Here is a 23,109-nt window from a genome sequence, read left to right as displayed (position 1 = left end):
CACCCTGTTTGTTTTTTATACCCTAATCCAATCAAAGGATGAACCGATATTTATTCACCTTTATTTAATTGCCTGTACTCTCTTCTAGTTCTTTTTTAGAACTAATCAATAAATATACAGTATGTATTTTCAAGTCAAACTGTTTTTGATGACAGGTAATTTTCAAAGACTGAAAATATATTGAAATTACGCAGATCCCTTCAGTGAAAAGATCCGCGCGTAGATTAAAAAAATTAATAAGTCACTGTCACAACAACACTATCAGAATAAGTGCCCGGTCTACTTGCAATGGAAGTACCTTGCGGAATCTTTCCATAAACAGGTGTACTTTGAGCACTGCCTGTACCCGTTTTTGAGACTCCTCCCGTTCCCCCAACACTGGTTACGCCACCTGTAGCGTCCCAGACCGTACTATAGTTAGAATCTTTATAGAGCTGATAGGGAATAAATTCATTATTACTATTAACCATACGCCTGAACCCACCAGTGATACGGTTATTGCCGTCTCCTAAATAAATACTGTATGGCGTTCCAAAATTACAAGTTGTATTTACAGCTCCTTGAGCTGTGTAATCTTTCTTAGTAATACCGATATCATTAATATTGCCAAAATCAACATTTGAAGTTGAGTTTAATTGGCACAGACTTGGAACCACAAAGTTCGCTGTTAGTAATGTATCGCCAGAATCCCAGCCACCAATTAAATCACCGCATATTAAGCCCAGAGCATCCATATCCCAATATAGCCGCACCGTAGCCGTATATGTTCCTTGAGGATATGCAATAAGTGAACCTGTGCGGGCAGGCACTTTTACATTTACCGAGTAGTTAACAATATTATTTGAAGCAACCGTTCTTACTGGACCATACCAAACATTGGAGGTTTGGTTTGTGGTGGTAGAACCTGCTCCACCTACTGTACCCGCTACTGTATAAGGTAGTGAAACATTATTATGGCTATTCGTTGTTCCAGTAAAGACGGTTTTCATACACATATAAGCAGAAATCTGGGGAAGTCCCAAATTTGTACAAGTAATTGTTCCTGAAAGGTTTACAGTTGCCTCACTATTAATATTTGCTGCCGTATAGATAAAAGTATTATTGGTGGTTCCACTTACCGTACAAGCAGCATGTGCTGGACTAAAAAATGCATAACCGAGATAAAATAAGCAAATACCGATGAGGTATTTCAAAAACAATGGAATTCTCTTGCAGCTCTCTATTTGAGCCTTATCAAAAATACTTATCGACATACATAAGGTCCCAATTTCTTAGTTGAGTACTGATTACTGTTATAGGTGAAGTCAACTTGGCACGAACCATGATCCATAAGATCGACTTCAAGTTTGTTTTGCTTTAATAAGTTTTGAATAAATACTTCACCGTCATAGCCAACAACCCCATCCTGCTGCCCATTAATTTGAACCGTATAACCTGGCAATAATGGTGAATTGTTTTGATCAACAAGTTTTACTAATCCTGAAATAACCTGATGAGCACCAAAGTCAACTAGGGTTCCTTGGCGATAGCCGACCACTGTTTTTTGATCTGTTGCCTTAACGCTCCAATTTAAAGGAAGATAAGACGGATCTAAATAAATATGGTTCTCTTGATACGGCATAAGGCTAGGAATCAAAAATCTTCCAGACTTATCAGTAAAACCTAAATTAACCCCACCATTTAAAATCTGGCTTCGCGGTCCAGCATTGGTGACAACTGCATAACCGTCTCCAATTTCATTGGCCGCAAATATACGTCCCGCTGCCGCAACCAGTGAACCTGTTGCTGAAAGTGCAACCTGATCGTTATCTCCAAATCGGTTATAACGACCTGTCAGGTAAGCAGCACGCGCACGGTAAGAGGCATAAATCGAGGCATTATTGTCATGTGCATCCTGATCTCGCTCAACATAACCACCCCATCCAAATGAACCGATTTTCGGTTCCGATAAACCAAATATTTCTTGGCGATAGCTCAGTCTGCCACTCTCATTAGATACACTTGTGATCGCATTGAGTTTGTTAGACGGTGTATACCGCAGCGCAAAGTAAACGCCATAGTCCTTATTATTTTCATAATCTTTATAGGCAGAAGTATAAAATCCCCAGTTTTTATTAAGACTTCCGCTTAAGTTGGCAGACAGTAATTTATAGGAATTGTCGCTATATTTGATCTGGTTATATCCCAGATAAGCCCCATAGCCTGCGTAAAAGTTGTAGTTAATCCCTGCCCTAAAAATCTCATCGGCCAGTGCACTGTAGCTCAGATAGTTTTGTGACTCGGCATTAATCTGGTTATCTTTTAAATATCTGACTTGAGACACACGGGCAAGGTCAAAATAGTTATCAAATACTTTGCGGTAACTGGTGTTAAATGAAATATTTTTACTGATGCGCCCTTCTAAACCCAACAAGGCAGAATAGCCGTTTTCATCTTTATACTGGCTCGCTGCAATGTCGGCATTAATCACTCCAAAACCAAATAGGTTCTTGGCAAAACCTGTACCGAGATTCGACAGGCCATCTGTTGAAGCTTCCACTCCTCCGCTTAAAGTCAGTGAATTGCTATAACCGTAACGGATTGCACCTGATGCAAAGGTGGCATCGTCGTAATCGTTTGAATAGAGACCATAGTTATAACGAGGAACACCAACATCTACAGAGAACTCATTAATACCTTTTGCCAGAATCTTGGATGAAAAATAGTAAGGCTTTTTGGTAATGCTCTGCTGTCCTGTTGCATCCGTGGTCACTAGCGTGACTTCGTTGCCTGAAATAAACGGGAGCTGTTTAATGTCAAATGGGCCTGAAGGTACCAGTCCTGAATAAATCTTTTGCTGGTTAACGTATAAATCCAAAGTTGAAGGCAGTGCAGCCGAACCGGAGAATTGCGGGAGTGCCGAGGTGACAATATCACCGCGCTGGGTGTAAGCACTCGACCACTGGACGCCTGCAAGGCGTACACTACTACCCCAGTCGGAACTGTTAGAAATAAAATCCCCTAGGGTATAAATCCTGATCTTTTCAGGGTCAACATATTGCCACTTACTTTCTAGGCGTACCCATTTTTCATGGCTATAACTATCTTCATTACTTCCGTTATATAAAACCCCTGACGAAAAGTTACCAATCGCGCTGTTAAAAATTCCCTCAGCCGAACCTGAAAATGTATTTTCGTCATTGGTTATACTGTTATACAGGCTATAGTTAAGAATAGCCGCGTTTAACGGTTTCATCTTAAGTAAATGCGGGCTAGTAATCTGCTCACCATTGAGGTCCACTGCATAACCCGTCAACATGTTTGACGGAACTTGCAAATTTAGAGACTGCTCATTCTCTAGATATTTAAACTGGATTCCTTTTAGATCATTAATACATACCAATTGACTGTCAGCAGTCTGCTCATCCATTTTTAGCCTTAAAGCTTTTAAGTCACGGGCACGGATATATAACTTACCATCTTTAGATTGTTTGACAGCAACCAAGTCTTCAGAAGCATTTGCATTAATAGAAATATTTAAAAAAAGCTGAGTAAAGTTAAGATCTTGTTCCTGTTTATCACCCTTCGCTTGCGCATATTCATTGTTGCTATTTACAGCATCCGGAACACGAGGAGTTACGGTGTTCGTATGATCTTGAAGTTGCTCAGCAAAAGAATATGCAGGAAGATATGCAACACATAAGACACCTATAATGTATTTCATATAAGCCTCTTAAAGTGTTGTTTTCTTACCATTAACTGTCAGAGACACACTGTATTTATGAGTTGGCTGATATGTAAAATTATTAATAGTGTAACTTCGGTTCTGCTCCGCAAGAATATAGCCATTTACGGTGTTTACTTTAATCGGATAACTTTTTTTCGCTGTCATATCAACAAGCGTTAAATTATTTAAAAGCGCGTGTCGATTTCCAATATTGCTAATATTTAAAGAAGGTGATTTCTGATTAGGATCAATTTTCCAATTTAGTTTAGTAATCGCGTCTTTATCTACTACAAATACAGGCAATGACGAACGTAGTAATACATTTATTCCTTGAGCTGCTTTACGGCTATCCGCGGGTTTTGGCAACTCATCAATAATAATACGATAGGTTTTTTCACCAGTAATCGCTGCCGGATTAATTCTGACAACACGCAAATTATAAGAATCATTCGGTTTTAATTTTAAAAACGGCGGGCTAATCGCGATCTCATCTGTCGGGATAAGTTGATCTTGTCCATCCTTCTGCTTCCATTCAAACACACGAATCTGCAAATCAGTACTTTCATTCGACTGGTTAAATAAACTAATCGAAGAAGCACTCTGATTACTCAATATTTCTACATTCACAGGTGAAATTCGGATTGTAGCCGCACTCAAAGCGCTAGATAGAGATAAGAATAAACTCGTAATAATAAAGATATTTTTTTTCATGACTTGCCCAAATAAATCTTTTAAAGCATTAGCCCTTTAAAAGGGCTAACAGTATTTCTTATTTATAAAAATTAATAAGTTACGGTCACTGTTACTGTATCTAAATAACTACCGGCACTTGGTAAAGTCGTCCCGGCAGGAATACGACCATACACATTTACAGTTTGCACATTACCCGTACCGGTTCCGCTGTAGGCAGTTGTAGCAATACCAATTGCTGTTGCACGTCCCGTGTCCGAGAAAAGGTTATAAGGAATATATTCTGTAGTGGTTGCTCCACCAATCATGCGACGTTGGGTTGATAAAACATTCTGACCACCATCAAATGATAAAGTCCACGGCACGGTGTTGTTACAAAGTACTCTGATTGGAGTACCACCTGTGGTTGTGGTATCTGCGTCTACATTGCTCGCAAGTGAACTTAATGTTCCAAAGTCTAAGACTGCATTTGAAGTTGTGCCTGTGGCTGAGGTATTTAGAACACAGCTATTTGTTACTGTCGCTCTAACAGTCAATGTACCTGTTGCTGTAGCGGCATTTGCTGTATTGAGAGAAAATAATCCTACAGCAATTGCTGATAAATAATAAAAAGTCTTTTTCATGGTCTAAACCTTTTTACATTAAATTGTTGAAATTAATAGATGTAAAAAAATTAACCCTTAACATTACAATCATTTTAATTTGACTGCTCTTTTAGAGCTTATATTTTTTACCCTATTTTTGGCATAATACATAAAAAAAATTAAAATGTTTGACAGCATTTTTATTGGAAATTTCAAATAATAAAATATACTTACCTAAATTAACCACCAATAACAATCCATTAACATTATAAAAATTAAGCTATTGATTTTAAATGCATTAATTAAATTACAATAAAATTTATTAGAAAAAATTTAAATAAATATGTCAATCGATTTTATTAAATTAATCCATAAGAAAAGATTATTTAGCACATTTATTTATGTTTACTTTTCTTTTTAGATTTATTTAAAGGTATATTTTAAATAGATCATTAACAATCATGATTAAAGCCATCAGCAAAATATTAAACAATCTATCTACAGCAAAATCACTATAGAAAGAATTTCTGAATACTATCTTTCTGTAGAGATATAAAATAAAGGCCTCATATGAGACCTTTATTTATTTTATTTCAAACTAATTAAACACTCAGCATACTATTTAAAGTTTCAGAAACGTTTTTAGATTTCACTTTAGGCTGTAATGCTTGTAAAGCCTGCTGAACTTGAGTGCGCTGAGGCTCTGCAAGCGTATACCAGCGTGACAATACCTGTAATAGACGCGAACCTAAAATTGGATTTTTCTCGTCTAGATATTGTGCAAGGTTAATAAAGTGAGCTACACCAAAACCCCATGTATTTTCAGGGTTATTTGATAGGCCACCGCTTACAGCACGAATACGGTTTGGCGTTGTTAAATCATAGTCAGGATGTTGAGTTAAGTACTCAATTGTTTCTGCGGTCGCATTTGGATTCGCAGCTTGAATCATAAACCACTGATCTAAAGACAAAGCCTCATCTTTAAAGCGGTCATAGAAATCAGCAAGCACTTCTTGAGCTTGAGGCGCATTTTGCCAAACCAATACACGTAGAGCACCTAAACGTTCAGACATATTACCTGTGTTTTGATATTGCACATGCGCCAATTCAAATGCGCGTTGGTCACCCTGACGAGCCATCATCATGAGCATAATATTCTTTAACGCACGTACACCCATCGCCAAAGAAAATTCTTTTTGCAGGTCTGGGTCAAGCGTTAGGTAAGTATCTTTCCAGAATGAACCTAATTCTTGTGCCAAACGATTAAGTAAGGCTTCACGTTTTACATGAATATCGGCTGGTGCATAGTCTTGATCAATACGGCTACCTAAATAACCTTCGCTTGGTACATCAAATAAGCGCGAAGCTAAAAGCGGGTCACGGCTAACTAGCTCAGGTAAAGTGCTTTGAATCGCTTGGATGTACGCATCTGCAGAATGGTCTTCTAACAAAATACGTTCAAGCAAAGTTTGTGTTGCTTGCCACTGGTTAAAACCATTTGTTTCATGCTGAATTAAGAATGCTAATTCTTCATCACTATAATCAAATACAAGATTTACCGGAGCAGAGAAATTACGCAGTAACGACACTACGGGTTGCTCAGTCACCCCTGTAAATTCAATGGTTGTCTCATCTTGGTCAAACAAGTACACGCCATCTTTAACATCATTTACGAACAGGCTGTCACTGTGCAATGTATATTGCTCACCTGTTTTCGCATTAAATAGGGCTAAAGCTACAGGAATCGGAACAGCTTTTAAATTTGGATATTTAGGGTGTGCTTTTAGGCTTTGTTTAAAGCTTAAACGGTAAGTTTGTGCTGCGGCATCATATTCGCCTTTTGCTTCAAGCTTTGGTGTACCCGGTTGGTTGTACCAAGTTAAGAATGCAGATAAATCGACACCTGAACCCGCTGATAATGCAGCAACCCAATCTTCTACTGTCACGGCTTGGCCATCATGACGGCGGAAATATTCATCCGTACCCTTACGGTATTTTTCTTTACCCAACAAAGTCGACATCATGCGGTTAATTTCCGCACCTTTTTCATAGACTGTCGCTGTATAGAAGTTATTAATTTCGACAAAATGGTCCGGACGCGGTGGATGCGACAATGGACCTGCATCTTCAGGAAATTGGTGCGATTTAAGTACCGCAACATCATCAATACGTTGTACCGCAGCAGATTGTAAATCTTCAGAAAAAGATTGATCACGGAATACCGTTAAACCTTCTTTTAAGCATAGCTGGAACCAGTCACGGCAAGTAATACGGTTTCCTGTCCAGTTATGGAAATATTCATGGGCAATCACAGACTGCACACGCATAATTGCAGCGTCCGTGGTGTATTCTTCATCGGCCAGCACGCATGAAGTATTAAAGATATTTAAACCTTTATTTTCCATTGCACCCATGTTGAACTGGCTCACCGCAACAATCATATAGTTGTCGAGGTCATATGCGCGGCCATAGTGTTCTTCATCCCAACGCATAGAATGCTTTAATGCTTCCATCGCGATATGGCATTTTGGAATGTCTTTCTCGATTGCATAGATTTCTAAAGCAACATCACGCCCTTCAGAAGTCGTATAACGATCTTTAAGTACAGCTAAATCCCCAATGACACAAGCAAATAAATAGCTTGGCTTTTTAGTCGGGTCTTGCCAGATTGCAAAATGACGGTTTTCACCCACTTCACCAGTTTCAAGCAAGTTACCATTGGCAAGTAATACCGGATATTTTTTGTCTGCTTCTACACGTGTTGTAAAGACAGAAAGTACGTCCGGACGGTCTGGATAGAATGTAATTTTGCGGAAACCTTCAGGCTCATTTTGCGTAACAAATAACTCATCTGCTTTATATAAACCTTCAAGCTGAGTATTGGTTTCAGGGTGAATAATGACTTGAGTCTGTAAAATGACTTCATCTGGTGCATCAGTGATCACCAGTTGCTCACTATCGAGTGAATATTGTGCAGGAGTGAGAACTTGACCATTGAGCTGAATAGATTGCAACTCAAGATCACGGCCCAATAACACCAGATCTCCAGCAGTTTGGCGCTTCATCACCAATGTTGAATCAACAATTGTTTTATCGTCATAAACTTGAATATCAAGATTAATAGATTCAACCAAGAATGAAGGTTTTTGATAATCTTTTAAATAAACTGTTTGATCTGCCTGAACTGGAGGCTGTGCCGCAATATTCATCTTTATTCCTTATATACTTTTCGGAAACCGTAGTACGAGTTGTTATGAGTTGACCATATTCAATCATACATACTGTGTTTACTTACCTTTATAAAATTAATGGGACTTCATTTATACATTTCAAATTAGAATCGTCTTTTATTAGCACAGATTAGACCAAATTTACGATAATCGCTGCTTATATAATCAATCTATACAATAAAAATAAAACAACTTCAGCTTTTAACATTTTTTAGAGTCAGCTTACATTTTGGGCATGGTTCTTGCCTTATCTCATAGACCAATATGAATATTTCAATGAGACAAGAGGTATTAACATGGAATTAAAAGCACATTTTCATCGCTTAGAAAATATTAAAGCGATTCATGATTTAGACGCAGCAGGACTTGATCACCACGTGATTGCAGTTTTTCTATCTGCCGAGGGCGTTTCAATGACTGCTCAAGAGGTAACCACAATCATCAACACTTACGATGCTTTAGGTAAAGTCAAATTACCAAGTAAAAAAGTACAGGCACTTATCAACGCTAAAAAACTTGGTCAACATGATGAGAGTTTGCCGTGCCCTGTTTAATTAAACTTCGAATTATGATGAAGACCTAAACTCTAAACATAGATTTTAGGTCTTTCTATTTTAGCAGCAAACAAAAAGACAATCTCAGCCATCGACAGCGTTGCTGTGTATAATAGCCCTTTCATTTTTTATTTTATGTTCGGAGCAAAATGGCCTTACAAATTCTACAGAAACAGCTAGATGAAAGTAGCCATTGTCCTCTCTGCCAAGCTTCGATGTACTGGGTAGATGCCGAGCAATTTGAACAAGACATTCAATTTCATGAATGTAGTCATTGTCAGCACCGCATATTTAAAGATGAAAAAATGACGTGCCACTGTGAAACTTGTACTAAACAACGTAAAAAGCTTTTACAGCAAACACGCTTACAAGAACAACGCCAATTTAAGTCAAAAGATCAACCACAGCGAAGTCTGGAACAACTGAGTTTTTTACATAAATTATTTTTACTTAGTGTACTTGATGACTATGCCCGTGATGATATTGCACATGATGAATACATTCACTGGGACCGGATTAAATCCCATCACATTACTCCGAACTGGATGTTTCAAAACTATCTAATTAAACAACTTCATAAAGATGGAATTTTAAACGCTCAAGACCAAGCGGATGAACCTCAATGCTTTTATCTAAATATTCGACTAGATGGTTATAGCGACCCAAGTTTATTTAGTGTTGCCCAGCAACTACGCCATTGGTTTTATGAAAACTTAAGTCTCGGTATACCATTTCGTAGCGCCGATGAAGTGAAAGATGTGCTATTTCAGGTGCTCTATCAAGAAATTATCCAGTTTATGCAGTTCTATTGTAGAACATGGGGCGTTCAAATTGCAGGAAGTACTCATTTCCAATCTTTTTGCTACCGTTTAATGGATTCATTAGCGATTGGACAAATTTACTATTTGATTCAGACGGCGCTCGAATATCTTTATAAACAAAAGGCTCTACAGCCGCGCAATGAAAAATTTATTAATACCAATTTATTAAAGAAAACCTTAGAACAATATCGTGAGAGAGCCTTAGCCGAAAAGTGGGAAACCTCAATGCTGCCTCGTCCTCACAATATTCCTTACAGTAAAATGAGCTATATTTTGCTTAACCGCTTCTTAGGCTACGACGAACAGATATTCGTACAACCTGTCTGGAAAGCATGGCGTAAAATTGAACCGCGTTTAAACTTTTATTCGGTTAAACGTTGTATGCATTGTGGTTCAAATGATTTAACTGTTGATTACGATGCGGCTGATTATGTTTCTTTGATTTGCCAAAGATGTAAGCATCAAGATCACTATTTCACCCACTAAATCTTTAATCACTTTGGCTTGATAAGGATAATAATATGACATCAGCATCGACTTTAATTGAGCAAGTAATTGAAGCTTGGCAAAACATGCAGGCAAAAACGCCTCTTGTGCAATGTATTACCAATAGTGTTGCAGCGAACTATACAGCCAATGTGTTGCTTGCTTCTGGTGCTTCACCTGCCATGATTGATAATCCTTATGAAGCCGAAAGTTTTACCAAGATTTCATCAGCTTTAAGCATTAATTTGGGCACGCCAACTTCAGAGCAAATGCAAGCTATGCAAATCTCTGCAAAGACTGCACAGCTTCATAATATTCCTTGGGTACTCGACCCAGTCGGCTATGGACCAATTTTAGCTTGGCGCAGTCAAATGACAGACGAGCTTTTACAATTTAAGCCAAGCGTTATACGTGGTAATGCCTCAGAAATCAGTACGCTTGCAGGCAACCAAGTTCAATCTAAAGGTGTCGATAGTACCTTAAGTAGTGATCAAGCCTATCAACAGGCTTTCTCCCTCTTAACGCATGCAGACTGTATCGCTATTTCGGGCGAGTCAGATTACATTTTATCTAAAGAATTAGACATCGTTATCCAAGTAAACGGCGGAAGTCCGTTGCAACCTAAAATTACGGCAACGGGCTGTGCATTAGGAGCTTTAATCGCAGCATATAGCGCTGTGACTACCCCAAGCATTGCCGCACTTTCAGCTCATGTTCACTTCGCAATTGCAGGTAAACTGGCAGCAAATCAGGCACAAACTATGGGAAGTTTTAGTACCCTCTTTATGGATTATATCCATATGTTAGATGCCAACTTAATTGAGCAATATGCTGATATCAAGCTTTTAAACCTACAGACATAACCTAAGTTAGACCTGTATCACTTACACTTACTTTAAAAGTAAGTAGATATCTGTAATAAGCTCGGACTCTTTCACCTCATGTACAAAATTGTGATAGTGAAAGAAAACAGGATAATCCCCAGCTTCTTCTGATTGCTCGGATAACCAGTTTCTAAAGATGTAATACACACTATCTTTAATCTGGTCATGACTACCAACATGCCTTACGGTTGCATAACGACCCGCAGGAATTTCTCCTGTTTGTACGCCGTAAGTATTTTGAGTACAGCCTTTTCAATTGAACCCGCAATATCAAATCTAAACTCGTCAGATGGCGTCTGTTCAGGGTCAGCAAACGGAATACCATAAGTTCTAGATTTGGTCACAGGTGATAAACCCGTTTCTTTACGCCAAGCAATAAAACGTGCAGCCGTTTCAAAGACTTTATCTGGACTGCCTAAATGCGACAGATAGGCAATCTTTTCAGCAGGCCGCTCAACAATATTTACATTCATTTTTAACTCACTTTTTGGAATCGTAAAAACAAACTTCTGGTGCCAAGATTCCCAGTCTGGTTTCTCTCTAAAAGCCCGAGGAGTTTGATCAAATGAACGCTTAAATGCACGAGTAAAAGCCTCTGGACTATCAAACCCTGCTTGCAATGCAATCTCAATAATTTTGAGATCAGGTTCAAATGCCAGTTGAAAAGAGGCCCGCTTTAAACGAGAAAATTGAATAAACTTCATCACATTTAGGCCAATATGAATGGCAAAAATTCGATGAAAATGAAACTTGGATAAGGCCGCAATCTGGCTCAGTCGATCAACATCTAAATCTTCATCTAAATGTCTTTGAATATAATCGCAAACCCGTTGCAACTTTTGTATATATACAGCCATACATTTATGTCTGTTCATTCGATAGCACTACTTTTACATAGTGCTCATCTCTATTCTTGATCGAAATTGCGCTTTTTTAGTGTTATACAACTTGCTTAAAATAATCTTCTCTTGGCATATCGATAAGCTCAACGCACAATTGAATTTCTTTATTAAAATCTGGTTGTAGATATTTTTTGTTGCTGAGTGCCTCTAATAACTGCTCACCCATAAGTTGTTTTTGTTCGGCTGTTCTTCCTGACAAAATGTAGGCTTTTACATGAATATAGGCTTGATCAGCTCCTAAGCCAATGAGGAAAACGTCATCTTTACGCGCACGGCTTTTAATGTCTTCTGGACTAAATAGCTCTGTCTCAATAAGCGTGGTATTAATTTCTTCAAGTAATTGTTTTGCGTTTAATCCAGTTAAATTTTCTGAATAATCAACTACAACGTGCGGCATAGCCACCTCAATTTATATAATAAATAAGTCATTAAGCGAATTAAACTTTACTCAATAAATAATAAAGCTAATCGAACTTGATCATATCCCATCCGAGGGCTGGTTGCCTCAACAATTGGTCTTAGTTTGATCGAACCATCATCAGAAAAATGATCTGGATTTTGGCGTTTTTTAAGCTTCTTATAAATTTTACGAATTTCTTCGACCACTTCTTCACCCGGATGGGCAACCGAAATATCTAGCTTTTGCTCTTTATGAAGTCGAGCCAAATGGTTAATAATCGTCGCTGGGGTTAGACCACGTTCATGCGCGATATCTTCAATTTCATAGCCTTCTTCAAACAAGACACGTGTCTCGTCTAGCGTTGCCGTAGCGTAATTTTGCTTGCCACCTTTTGCGAGTTTTTTCTCATTACGAGAAATCTCAGTTTCATTTAAGGTACCCCCACAGTGACGTATAAATGCTTTATGCTGAGCAGTTAAATCTACATCTGCAAAGTTATCTTCGGCTTCTTTAGACAGCTCTTGAAAACGGCGATCGGCTTTGACAGCTAAACTGTCTAATTCTAAAGCTTGCTCATTAATACCTAATAGCTTTAACCCCGTTAAAGATTTTAAGCGCGAAAGTGCAACATAACCCTGACCTTTTTCAAAAGTGTTCATGAGGTTAATTTCGGCAGCTTCTAAAGTCATACCTTGGCTTTTATGAATGGTAATCGCCCATGCTAAGCGAAGTGGAATCTGCTGAAAACTTGCAATAACCTTACCTGCTTCATTTTCAACTGACCATGTTTCAGGAGCAACCAATAATGTTGTGCCATCGGTCAATTTTACTTTCGGCAGTAAGCCATTTTCGTCATCTTCTTCAAAGCCGATGACTTCGCCTAAACTTCCGTTGATATAACCCATATCAAAGTTGTTTTTTACAAACATGACTTTGGCATGCTTTTTAAGCGTTAACTCTTCTGGCGCACGAACAGAAGATTTTAAAGTTTCTAATAGTTTTTCATTACCATCTAAAACAGCATTGAATTGGTGCCCTTCATTATCAATTTCATTTAGGTGCTGATAATTGATATTGTCGACATCCATATTGTGCGTGTAAAGACGCGTAAAGGTCTCACCAATATCGTGTGAGCGTGATTGACGTAGTGCTTGTAAATGATCTGCTTGAATATTTTGCGCGCGAATAGCATTTAAAATCTGGTTCAGAATTTCATCGTCTTGACGGTGCTGTTCTGTTAAATAACATACGCGAAATTTAGCTTCGACCCATGCATCTGACATAAAACAGAACTTGTCGCGATTGGCTTCACCATTACGGCCAACAGGTGGCAACTGGAAGAAATCTCCAGCCACAATAACTTGAATGCCACCAAAAGCTTCATCGCTTTCTTTAAAATATTTTAGAACTTGGTTGACCAAATTAAGCTGCTTCGCATGGAGCATCGAGATTTCATCAATCACAAGAACTTGCGCATTTTCAAGGTGTTCCTTGAGGTATTTACGCTCTTTCATGCGTTTTAGATCATCATCGGTTAACTGATCTTTAATACCGATACCAGCCCATGTATGAATAGTCATACCGTTCATATGCGTTGCAGCAATACCTGTAGATGCCGTAATCGCCACAGGCACTTTACGTGCTTTTAGGTATTGGATGTACTGATTAAGTGTATAGGTTTTCCCTGCACCAGCCGAACCGGTTAAAAAGACATTTTCACCTGCTTTAAGCAGTTTAAGCGCAGTTTCCTGTTTCATAATCTCATATGTACATCTTCAACAGCCCATAGCTTAACGATTTTCCCGAAAAAATTAAATGAATGTGCCAAACTTTCTAAAAAGCATTTATAAATCAATAATTAACAAACAAATAATATTTGGTAGGTTTTTGGTAGGTAGGAAAATAATCTTCACATCACAATACTAAGGCCATGGTGAGGCTCACCTGTAATAACAAACAATGGATTTATGGAAAAGGAATCACTCCATGGCTTTTAAAAATATTGCAGATCAAACAAACGGTTTTTATATCCCATGTGTATCACTCTTTGGACCAGGATGTGCCAAAGAAATAGGTATAAAGGCACAAAACCTCGGCGCAAAAAAAGCATTAATTGTGACCGATGAAGGCTTATTTAAATTTGGTGTTGCAGATCTTATCGCGAACTATTTAACTGAAGCAGGCGTCGCGAGCCATATTTTCCCGGGTGCAGAACCTAACCCAACCGATATTAATGTTCACAACGGTGTGAATGCCTATAACGAAAATGGCTGTGACTTTATTGTCTCTCTTGGTGGCGGTTCATCTCATGACTGTGCAAAAGGGATTGGCTTAGTTACTGCAGGTGGTGGTCATATTCGTGACTACGAAGGCATCGATAAAAGTAAAGTCCCGATGACGCCATTGATTGCAGTGAATACAACGGCTGGTACTGCATCTGAAATGACTCGTTTCTGTATTATTACCAATACAGACACTCACGTGAAAATGGCAATCGTTGACTGGCGCTGTACCCCACTTATAGCGATTGATGACCCGAAACTTATGATTGCAAAACCGGCAGGTTTAACCGCTGCAACAGGTATGGATGCGCTAACCCATGCAGTTGAAGCATATGTTTCTACGGCGGCAAATCCTATTACCGATGCCTGTGCAGAAAAAGCCATCACGATGATTAGTCAATGGTTACAACCTGCAGTTGCCAATGGTGAAAACATCGAAGCGCGTGATGCAATGAGCTATGCACAATACTTGGCTGGTATGGCATTTAACAATGCATCTTTAGGTTATGTTCATGCAATGGCGCACCAGTTAGGTGGTTTTTACAACTTACCTCACGGCGTGTGTAACGCAATTTTGTTACCACACGTATGTGAATTTAACTTAATTGCTTGTCCAGATCGTTATGCAAAAATCGCTGAGTTAATGGGTGTGAATACTCAAGGGCTAACTCTAACAGAAGCTGCATATGCTGCAATTGATGCCATTCGCAAACTGTCTTCATCGATTGGTATTCCATCTGGTTTAACAGAGCTTGGGGTGAAAACTGAAGACCTTGCAGTGATGGCAGATAACGCTCAAAAAGACGCATGTATGCTCACCAACCCTCGTAAAGCAAACCATGCACAAGTTGTGGAGATTTTCAAAGCAGCACTTTAATACTGATGTAATGGCATATCCCTCTAGTAAGTCAAATCCCTCCGACCGTTGACTTACTTTTTTGGGAATACTTAGCTCCAGCGGTATTCCCTTTTTTTAGTACCTTTATTCCAACCTTCTCTAAACCTGATTGACAATTCGCCCATTTCATTGAAGGATACTCTGCATGACTTAATGACAATAGCTCGATAAAAATGAATACATCTTTAGCTAATCAAACTTATGTTCCAGATATTTTAGGTACTGGCTACGAACAGCTCACACTCAACTTTCCTAGTGATTATGAAGGTAAAGTTGTAGCAACTTTAGTGCGTAAAAAGGCCTCTCAACCGTCTCAAAAAGCCGTACTTTATATTCATGGTTTTTTAGATTATTTCTTTCAAACTGAAATGGCTGAGCAATTCAATGCCCATGGTTACGACTTCTATGCACTCGATCTAAGAAAATACGGGCGTTCAAAGCTGCCTCATCAAATTTTCTATAATGTACTTGATTTAAATGAATATGATGCCGAAATTACTCAAGCATTAGAAATTATTGGCAAAGAACAGCACACTCAAGTTTTACTTGCAGGACATTCTACTGGCGGTTTAACTGCGACGCTTTATGCTGCCCATCATCCAGCTCATCCTCTTATTAAAGCGCTCTGGGCGAATAGTCCGTTTTACGATTTTAATTTAAGCTTAGTCGAAAAAAAATTCGGTATACCAGTGCTCAGTCGAGTAGGAAAATATCTGCCTAAAGTTAAATTTCCAAGCAAACTTAACAAATGGTACACCACCAGCCTTCACAAACAGCTTAAGGGCGAATGGGACTTTAATCTGGACTGGAAACCTACCTCTGCCCCTACGGTTCAACTCAGCTTTCTATATGCAATTCATACGGCACAAAAAGAAATCCACCGCGGCGTTAAACTGAATATTCCCGCACTCATTATGCATTCACATCAAACTAAAAATCCTAAAAAATGGGGAACAGATGCGACTCAAAGCGATGTGATTTTAGACGTTAAAGACATTGCGAAATTTGGTAAAAAAATCAAAGGCGACGTCTCTATTGTCCCTATTCAAAATGGATTGCACGATTTAGTCCTTTCGGCCCAGCCAGTACGAGAACAAGTCTATCAACAATTGTTCCAGTGGCTGGATCAAAAAATCACTTAACTGAGTTTAGGTGAATCAAGGTATTTCACCAGCAATTGATGCGCAGGATGCTCACTCGGTAATAGCTCCATAAGGCGTTCTACCGCATCGATTGCTTCAGGGAAATGGGCGAGATGCTTAAGTAATAAATCTGTTTCTTGGGTTTTAAAAATTGCATCGCTCAAGCGTGACTCAAGGCAGTCACGCCATGCACATAAAAATGGACTTTCAGTTTTTGCCAGAAATACGCCTGTGTAAAGCTGCAAAGCAGAAGCCGCATATCCTGCATCCAGTGCCTGTTCAGCTTGTAAAAAATCGGCTTCAACATGCACAAGTAGGCGATATGGACGAGAACCAAGTAAGCCCCCCAAAATATCTCGTAGTTGAGACATTTCAGCTTTAAGTGTACCCATGCTGACTTTACGTTCGCCATAGAGTGCCTGATAAAGATGCTCTAATGTTAAACCATGTGGACATAACGCCAATATGGTTAAAATCTCAATTTGACGCGGCGTTAATAACAAGCTTTTGCCGTTAAATTTAACTTGCGGTGTCGAAAAAGCACGAATATGTAATTGCTGGCGCTGCTGCTCTAGCAAAGCGGATTGAATAATGGATGCACAACGTTCAGCAGCCAATATTCCTAAACTATTATGATTCTTCCAAGTCGTCGATAAATCAACGACACCAAGAGTTTGTTTCGAGTATGGATCGATAATTGGTGCCGCATAACACACCCAATCATGAATTGATTCCATATAATGTTCATTTGAAAAAACACAGCTTGATTGTTGAGTTTTTAAAGATAAAGCCAAAGCATTAGTGCCTACAAATTCTTCACGCCACTGTCCACCTTGTACAAAATGCACACGCTCAGCAGCACTTTGCATTTGAGCACTTGGCGCCGTCCAAATAATGGTACTACCGATATCACCGACAGCAATCACCATTGAAGATTGCTCTGCAATATGACGCAAGTCGTCGGCACATTGGCTTAAAGCCAGATCTAAAGCATTCTGTGAAGCAGTTTTTTTCTCGACGAGTGGAGCAGCAAAACGTTCTTTAGGAATCGCAGCAGAAGCTGATCGTTCCCAAGAGCTTGCAATACTTTGGCCGAGTTTGGCAGCGTTTTGAGGAGAGAGACTATTTTGCGTGCGCAGTTGATCAATCAACGTCCGTTGCTGCAATAAATCCTTTTTTGTGAACATTTGTAAATTCCTTATATATCCACATTTCTATTCCAACCTTTCTCCAACCTTCTTCTTTATATCCTAATTATACAAAGTACGAAAGTACCTACTGACAGGGTTCTTGTTAGTCTTTAGTCCTAAAAAGCAAAGGAATATTTATATGCGCTATATCGATCCAAATCAACCAGGCTCAAAAGTTCAATTCAAATCACAATATGAAAATTTTATTGGCGGTGAATGGGTAGCACCTATAAAGGGTGCATATTTTGATAATGTATCTCCTGTTGACGGAAAAGCTTTTACACGTATTCCACGCTCTAGTGCCGAAGATATTGAGCTCGCTCTAGATGCAGCACACAAAGCGAAAGCAACATGGAATAAAGCTTCACCAACGGTACGCTCAAATATACTTTTAAAAATTGCTGATCGTTTAGAAGCAAATCTTGAAATGCTTGCTGTTGCAGAAACTTGGGATAACGGTAAAGCAGTCCGTGAAACTTTGGCAGCTGACCTTCCACTTGCGATTGACCATTTCCGTTATTTCGCTGGATGTATTCGTGCCCAAGAAGGCGGTATCTCTGAAATTGATGAAGATACCATTGCTTATCATTTCCATGAACCACTCGGTGTTGTTGGCCAAATTATTCCATGGAACTTCCCAATTTTAATGGCAGCATGGAAACTTGCACCTGCATTAGCAGCGGGTAACTGTGTGGTAATTAAACCAGCTGAACAAACTCCAGTGGGTATTTTGCTGGTCGCTGAACTCATCCAAGACATTTTACCGCCGGGTGTCCTTAATATTGTCAATGGTTTCGGTGCAGAAGTCGGCCGCCCGTTAGCGACAAATCCACGTATTGCCAAAATTGCATTTACAGGGTCAACTCAAACTGGACAAATGGTGATGCAATATGCGACCGAAAATATTATTCCAGTAACGTTAGAACTGGGCGGTAAGTCACCAAACCTTTTCTTTGAAGATATCTTGGATAAAGAAGATGACTTCTTGGAAAAAACGCTTGAAGGTTTTGCCATGTTCGCCTTAAACCAAGGTGAAGTATGTACTTGCCCTTCTCGTGCTTTAGTACAAGAAAGTATTGCCGATCAGTTCTTGGAAATGGCTATCGAACGTGTAAAACGTATTAAGACTGGTCATCCACTTGATACTGAAACCATGATTGGTGCTCAAGCATCGCTACAACAACAAGAGAAAATTTTACGTTGTATTAACACGGGTCGTGAAGAAGGCGCAGAGCTCTTACTTGGTGGTAATGGCCGTAAAGAAGTAGGCGATGGTTTCTATGTTGATCCGACTATTTTTAAAGGTCACAACAGCATGCAAGTTTTCCAAGAAGAAATTTTTGGACCTGTACTTGCTGTGACAACGTTTAAAGACTTTGACGATGCAATCAAAATTGCCAATGACACTATGTATGGTTTAGGTGCAGGTGTATGGTCACGTTCAGCTCATATTTCTTATCGTGCGGGTCGTGCTATTGAAGCGGGTCGTGTTTGGACAAACTGTTATAACATCTACCCTGCACATGCTGCATTTGGTGGTTATAAGAAGTCAGGTATTGGCCGTGAAAACCATAAGATGATGCTAGATCATTATCAACAAACTAAAAACTTATTAGTGAGTTATTCAACTAAACCAATGGGCTTCTTCTAAGTCTCGCACCAAGTTGATACCAAATTATCAACATTAGAAAGAAGTACGGTCATTAATTATATGAGAAGCCAGTAATTTAGATTGCTGGCTTCTTTACTTACGATTGTTAAGCTGACGTTTTATCATTTGGCATAAAAAACCATCATCAATTCTTTTAAACTGTTCATTTAGGCATTCCTTTTGCATTAATTCATACAAACCCACTCGCAGGAGTATTGTATGAATCAACCAGAAACACCTTCAGTTATTTCGCCAACCACTGAAATCTTTAAAGAATCCATGTTAGTAATACTTATTGGTGAACGCCCTGATTTAAGCTCCATTGAAAGTATGGGAATTTACTACACATGGAATGCATATTCGGGATGCTTCGATGCCAAACGTAACTGTATTTCTAATGTTCGCTCAGCAGGTTTAAGTATTCCAGTTGCAGTACAACGTTTAATGGCATTAATGCAAAAATCAAAACAGCTCGGCTTTTCAGGAGTTAATTTAAAAGATGAACATCAACTTCCAGATATAGGCTTCGAACAAACTCAAAAGCTATTATTTTAAGCAATGGAATATACAAAGAGATTTATTGAAAAATAGATAATCCTTTGCATAACAATATTCTCTTAACGAAAAATATCAATTTTCAGGTATTGACGATTTATACAGATATTTTCTTCTTTATATTTATCGCTATACTCCACCTATTGATCTTCTATGAATCATTTGTATGAACACAACAAACGCCTTCCCTAAAACTATTTATGCCATCCAGCATCTTGCTTTCGAAGACCTAGGTTCATTAGAAGATGTCTTTTATCAACTTGGATTTCGCGTCCGTTATTTTGAAGCTGGTGTTGATGATTTAACTGCTGCTTTTGCACACGATGGATTAACTATTATTTTAGGTGGACCAATCGGGGTTTATGAAACCGAAGATTATCCGTTTTTAAAAGATGAAATCGCTTTACTCAAACAACGCTTGGCAGCAGATAAACCTACACTTGGTATTTGTTTAGGTGCGCAGCTTATTGCTCATGCACTTGGCGCAAAAGTATATGCAGGACATCAAAAAGAAATTGGTTGGGGACCGCTGAGTTTAAGCCTACGTGCCAATCAGGTGTTATCTCCTTTGCTTAATAATGTACATGTTCTACATTGGCATAGCGATACTTTCGATCTTCCTGAAAATGCTGTGCTATTAGCTAGCTCAGAGATTTATACCAATCAGGCATTCGAAGTTGGGAATAATATTCTTGCATTGCAATTCCATATTGAAACGACAGAAGAAAATTTTGAGAAATGGTTGGTTGGCCATACATGCGAACTTCGCAATGCCAATATTTCAATTCCAAAACTTCGAGAAGAAAACTTACAACATGCTCAAGCACTCGAACATGCAGCATTTGAAGTAATTCAAAAATTTCTAAAACGCATTGGATATAGTGGTTAATAATATTAATTAATCTACAAATTAACATATTAATCAAATTATATTTATAAACTGAATGTTTATTTTTTACCCAAAGATAGATTATTAATCTATCTTTGGGAACATTTACTTTTAAATTACGTGTATTATAAATTTATTAATTTTGTAACATAAAATATACGCTGATTTACTATGGACATCTGGAAATTTATTAAAAGCTTTAATACGGTAAATACCTATTTATTGCTTGCATGTATTCTTCTTACCGTATTAGTTCTTTATTTTTATGTGATTAACCCAACCTAAGCTACTTTGCCAAGGACGTTAATCATAAAGAAAAAGAAAATATGAGAAGACTTCTAACAAAAAAGCCCAACTTTACAGTTGGGCTTTTTTGTTAGCTAAAATTTAATCCAAATATGTTGTGTCTTACTTTTTCTCAGGCTTAAAGCTGTCTTTTAAATCAAGAACACGGTTAAACACAGGCTTTTCAGGAGTATGATCGTATTGATCAGCAACGAAATAACCTTCACGCTCAAATTGGAAACGATCTTCTGGCTTCGCTTGAGCTAAAGCAGGTTCAATGACTGCCTGAACTACTTTCAAAGAATCTGGATTTAAGTTTGCTAAGAAATCATCACCAGTTTCTGGGTCAGCTTCTGTAAATAATCGATCATAAATACGTACTTCAGCAGGAATACCTTTAGTTGCAGACACCCAGTGAATCACGCCTTTTACTTTACGACCTTCAGGGTTTTTACCTAAAGTTTCAGGATCGATTGAACACTTCAGCTCAATCACCTCACCGTTTGCATCTTTAATTACTTCATCACATTTAATGACATAAGCATGGCGTAAACGCACTTCACCATCAGGAATTAATCGTTTAAAGCCTTTTGGTGGTACTTCTTCAAAATCTTTACGGTCAATATAGATTTCCTTAGTTAAAGGAATCACACGATCACCCATATCCACATTAGGATGGCGAGCGTGAGTAAGATCTAAATCTTCAGGTAAGTTAGTTAAAGTCACTTTAAGTGGACTTAAAACAGCCATACCACGCGCAGCAGTGTTTTCTAAAGATTGACGAATACAGAACTCAAGCATTGCAACATCTACAATACCATCAGTTTTTGACACGCCTACACGCTTACAGAAATCGCGTAAACCTTCAGGAGTAAAACCACGACGGCGCATACCTACTACGGTTGGCATACGAGGATCATCCCAACCATTTACATAGGCACCTTCCACCAATTTACGTAGTTTACGTTTTGAGGTGATAGTGTAATCAACGTTTAAACGTGAAGATTCATATTGATGTGGAACTGCTTTAGATTTTACTTTTTCTACAACCCAGTCATAAAACGGACGGTGGTCTTGGAATTCCAATGTGCAAAGTGAATGAGTAATCCCTTCAATGGCATCAGACAATGGATGAGCGTAGTCATACATTGGATAGATTTTCCATTTATCGCCAGTTTGGTGATGCTCTGAATGCAATACACGATATAAAATCGGATCACGCATGTGTACATTTGAACTTGCCATATCAATCTTGGCACGTAAAACTGCTTCACCCTCTTTAAACTCACCATTACGCATTTTTTCAAAGCGAGCAAGGTTTTCTTCAATAGAGGCATCACGGTATGGAGAGTTTTTACCCGGTTCAACAAAGCTACCGCGGTTTAACTTAATTTCTTCTGGAGATTGTAAATCTACATAGGCATCGCCCTGTTCAATCAATTGAACTGCCCATGCATATAATTGATCAAAGTAACCTGATGCATAGCGTGGTTCACCATTCCAGTTAAAACCAAGCCATTTCACATCATTCGCAATACCATCAACATATTCTTGTTCTTCAGCGTCAGGATTTGTATCGTCAAAACGCAAATTACACAAACCATCAAACTCTTCAGCCACACCAAAGTTCAAGCAAATTGCTTTTACATGGCCAATATGTAAATAGCCATTTGGTTCTGGTGGAAAACGCGTTACGATCTGTTTTGCACGACCCGTTGCTAAATCATCAGTAATGACTTGGCGAACAAAATCTAAGCCAGCCTGTTGTTCTTGCTGCGCAGAATCGACAGAGGCATGAGTATTCGATGTCGGGTTATTTGGCAGGTTCGAGACAACATCATTAGGCTTCATAGTGTATCAATCACTTCTTTGTAGATAAATTTCGAAAAATTTAAACGCTATCTTCATTTTTCACAAAGATTTTAACGTTTTTTACTTGCCTTGTAGTTTACAGTTTGCT

At 38.6% G+C, this 23,109-nt stretch carries 16 protein-coding genes and 2 pseudogenes; 8 read left to right on the top strand and 10 right to left on the bottom strand.

Annotated features, from left to right (window positions below; genetic code table 11):
• Positions 1–233: 233 nt before the first annotated feature.
• The 5 genes from F931_RS06670 to pepN form a co-directional block, all read right to left on the bottom strand.
• Complete coding sequence (locus F931_RS06670) at positions 234–1,253, bottom strand: Csu type fimbrial protein (protein WP_016140631.1); 1,020 nt, start codon at positions 1,251–1,253, stop codon at positions 234–236.
• Positions 1,244–3,703, bottom strand: coding sequence for a fimbria/pilus outer membrane usher protein (locus F931_RS06665; protein ID WP_016140630.1), 2,460 nt, complete (start codon positions 3,701–3,703; stop codon positions 1,244–1,246). The genes F931_RS06670 and F931_RS06665 overlap by 10 nt, the downstream gene beginning before the upstream one ends.
• Positions 3,704–3,712: 9 nt before the next feature.
• Complete coding sequence (locus tag F931_RS06660) at positions 3,713–4,417, bottom strand: fimbrial biogenesis chaperone (RefSeq protein ID WP_016140629.1); 705 nt, start codon at positions 4,415–4,417, stop codon at positions 3,713–3,715.
• 71 nt (positions 4,418–4,488) lie between these two features.
• Complete coding sequence (locus tag F931_RS06655; protein ID WP_016140628.1) at positions 4,489–5,019, bottom strand: Csu type fimbrial protein; 531 nt, start codon at positions 5,017–5,019, stop codon at positions 4,489–4,491.
• A 563-nt stretch (positions 5,020–5,582) separates the two neighbouring features.
• Positions 5,583–8,189: an aminopeptidase N gene (pepN, locus tag F931_RS06650; RefSeq protein WP_016140627.1), complete on the bottom strand. Its 2,607-nt coding sequence runs from the start codon at positions 8,187–8,189 to the stop codon at positions 5,583–5,585.
• 317 nt (positions 8,190–8,506) lie between these two features.
• On the opposite strand from pepN, the gene F931_RS06645 reads away from it, so the two are divergent.
• From F931_RS06645 to thiM, 3 genes are all read left to right on the top strand, one after another.
• Positions 8,507–8,764 (top strand): hypothetical protein, encoded by a 258-nt coding sequence (locus F931_RS06645; RefSeq protein WP_016140626.1) that lies wholly within the window; start codon positions 8,507–8,509, stop codon positions 8,762–8,764.
• A 149-nt stretch (positions 8,765–8,913) separates the two neighbouring features.
• Entirely contained in the window at positions 8,914–10,071 is a 1,158-nt protein-coding gene (locus F931_RS06640) for a hypothetical protein (protein ID WP_016140625.1), read from the top strand.
• 35 nt (positions 10,072–10,106) lie between these two features.
• The gene (thiM, locus tag F931_RS06635; protein ID WP_016140624.1) at positions 10,107–10,934 is read left to right on the top strand and encodes a hydroxyethylthiazole kinase; all 828 of its coding nucleotides are present in this window, start codon (positions 10,107–10,109) and stop codon (positions 10,932–10,934) included.
• A 27-nt stretch (positions 10,935–10,961) separates the two neighbouring features.
• Here thiM and F931_RS0103670 read toward each other — a convergent pair.
• The 3 genes and pseudogenes from F931_RS0103670 to F931_RS06625 all read right to left on the bottom strand — a co-directional run bounded on the left by F931_RS0103670 (position 10,962) and on the right by F931_RS06625 (position 14,014).
• Positions 10,962–11,812 (bottom strand): annotated as a pseudogene (locus F931_RS0103670) (AraC family transcriptional regulator).
• Between the two features lie 82 nt (positions 11,813–11,894).
• Positions 11,895–12,254, bottom strand: a complete 360-nt coding sequence (locus F931_RS06630) for a 5-carboxymethyl-2-hydroxymuconate Delta-isomerase (RefSeq protein WP_016140622.1) — start codon at positions 12,252–12,254, stop codon at positions 11,895–11,897.
• A gap of 47 nt (positions 12,255–12,301) precedes the next feature.
• Positions 12,302–14,014: an AAA family ATPase gene (locus tag F931_RS06625; RefSeq protein ID WP_016140621.1), complete on the bottom strand. Its 1,713-nt coding sequence runs from the start codon at positions 14,012–14,014 to the stop codon at positions 12,302–12,304.
• 229 nt (positions 14,015–14,243) lie between these two features.
• Here F931_RS06625 and mdh point away from each other — a divergent pair, with 229 nt between their 5' ends.
• A complete protein-coding gene (gene mdh / locus F931_RS06620; RefSeq protein WP_016140620.1) occupies positions 14,244–15,416 on the top strand; it encodes an iron-dependent methanol dehydrogenase in 1,173 nt (390 codons plus the stop codon).
• A 194-nt stretch (positions 15,417–15,610) separates the two neighbouring features.
• Complete coding sequence (locus F931_RS06615; protein WP_016140619.1) at positions 15,611–16,579, top strand: alpha/beta hydrolase; 969 nt, start codon at positions 15,611–15,613, stop codon at positions 16,577–16,579.
• On the opposite strand, the gene F931_RS06610 is transcribed toward F931_RS06615, so the two are convergent.
• Positions 16,576–17,766, bottom strand: coding sequence for a helix-turn-helix domain-containing protein (locus tag F931_RS06610; protein WP_016140618.1), 1,191 nt, complete (start codon positions 17,764–17,766; stop codon positions 16,576–16,578). The two genes, F931_RS06615 and F931_RS06610, sit on opposite strands and share 4 nt — an antisense overlap.
• Before the next feature lie 142 nt (positions 17,767–17,908).
• Between F931_RS06610 and aldA the strand changes: the two genes are divergently transcribed.
• From aldA to F931_RS06595, 3 genes and pseudogenes are all read left to right on the top strand, one after another.
• Entirely contained in the window at positions 17,909–19,420 is a 1,512-nt protein-coding gene (gene aldA / locus F931_RS06605) for an acetaldehyde dehydrogenase ExaC (RefSeq protein WP_016140617.1), read from the top strand.
• 261 nt (positions 19,421–19,681) lie between these two features.
• A pseudogene (locus F931_RS06600) lies at positions 19,682–19,975 on the top strand (ethanolamine ammonia-lyase light chain EutC); the annotation flags it as partial.
• A 166-nt stretch (positions 19,976–20,141) separates the two neighbouring features.
• Entirely contained in the window at positions 20,142–20,864 is a 723-nt protein-coding gene (locus F931_RS06595; protein ID WP_016140615.1) for a glutamine amidotransferase, read from the top strand.
• A 408-nt stretch (positions 20,865–21,272) separates the two neighbouring features.
• On the opposite strand, the gene F931_RS06590 is transcribed toward F931_RS06595, so the two are convergent.
• Positions 21,273–23,000 (bottom strand): glutamine--tRNA ligase/YqeY domain fusion protein, encoded by a 1,728-nt coding sequence (locus F931_RS06590; RefSeq protein WP_016140614.1) that lies wholly within the window; start codon positions 22,998–23,000, stop codon positions 21,273–21,275.
• Between the last annotated feature and the right edge of the window lie 109 nt (positions 23,001–23,109).

Source organism: Acinetobacter pittii ANC 4050, assembly GCF_000399685.1.
Classification (GTDB): Bacteria; Pseudomonadota; Gammaproteobacteria; order Pseudomonadales; family Moraxellaceae; genus Acinetobacter; species Acinetobacter pittii_E.
This window is presented reverse-complemented; position numbering and strand designations above follow the sequence as displayed.

What these genes read in the sequence shown, in the direction of transcription:
- F931_RS06670 (WP_016140631.1), bottom strand. Translation starts at nt 1,253, where the DNA reads ATGTCGATAAGTATTTTTGATAAGGCTCAAATAGAGAGCTGCAAGAGA.
- F931_RS06630 (WP_016140622.1), bottom strand. Translation starts at nt 12,254, where the DNA reads ATGCCGCACGTTGTAGTTGATTATTCAGAAAATTTAACTGGATTAAAC.
- F931_RS06665 (WP_016140630.1), bottom strand. Translation starts at nt 3,703, where the DNA reads ATGAAATACATTATAGGTGTCTTATGTGTTGCATATCTTCCTGCATAT.
- F931_RS06645 (WP_016140626.1), top strand. Translation starts at nt 8,507, where the DNA reads ATGGAATTAAAAGCACATTTTCATCGCTTAGAAAATATTAAAGCGATT.
- F931_RS06625 (WP_016140621.1), bottom strand. Translation starts at nt 14,014, where the DNA reads ATGAAACAGGAAACTGCGCTTAAACTGCTTAAAGCAGGTGAAAATGTC.
- F931_RS06660 (WP_016140629.1), bottom strand. Translation starts at nt 4,417, where the DNA reads ATGAAAAAAAATATCTTTATTATTACGAGTTTATTCTTATCTCTATCT.
- F931_RS06610 (WP_016140618.1), bottom strand. Translation starts at nt 17,766, where the DNA reads ATGTTCACAAAAAAGGATTTATTGCAGCAACGGACGTTGATTGATCAA.
- F931_RS06640 (WP_016140625.1), top strand. Translation starts at nt 8,914, where the DNA reads ATGGCCTTACAAATTCTACAGAAACAGCTAGATGAAAGTAGCCATTGT.
- aldA (WP_016140617.1), top strand. Translation starts at nt 17,909, where the DNA reads ATGCGCTATATCGATCCAAATCAACCAGGCTCAAAAGTTCAATTCAAA.
- pepN (WP_016140627.1), bottom strand. Translation starts at nt 8,189, where the DNA reads ATGAATATTGCGGCACAGCCTCCAGTTCAGGCAGATCAAACAGTTTAT.
- F931_RS06655 (WP_016140628.1), bottom strand. Translation starts at nt 5,019, where the DNA reads ATGAAAAAGACTTTTTATTATTTATCAGCAATTGCTGTAGGATTATTT.
- thiM (WP_016140624.1), top strand. Translation starts at nt 10,107, where the DNA reads ATGACATCAGCATCGACTTTAATTGAGCAAGTAATTGAAGCTTGGCAA.
- F931_RS06615 (WP_016140619.1), top strand. Translation starts at nt 15,611, where the DNA reads ATGAATACATCTTTAGCTAATCAAACTTATGTTCCAGATATTTTAGGT.
- mdh (WP_016140620.1), top strand. Translation starts at nt 14,244, where the DNA reads ATGGCTTTTAAAAATATTGCAGATCAAACAAACGGTTTTTATATCCCA.
- F931_RS06590 (WP_016140614.1), bottom strand. Translation starts at nt 23,000, where the DNA reads ATGAAGCCTAATGATGTTGTCTCGAACCTGCCAAATAACCCGACATCG.
- F931_RS06595 (WP_016140615.1), top strand. Translation starts at nt 20,142, where the DNA reads ATGAACACAACAAACGCCTTCCCTAAAACTATTTATGCCATCCAGCAT.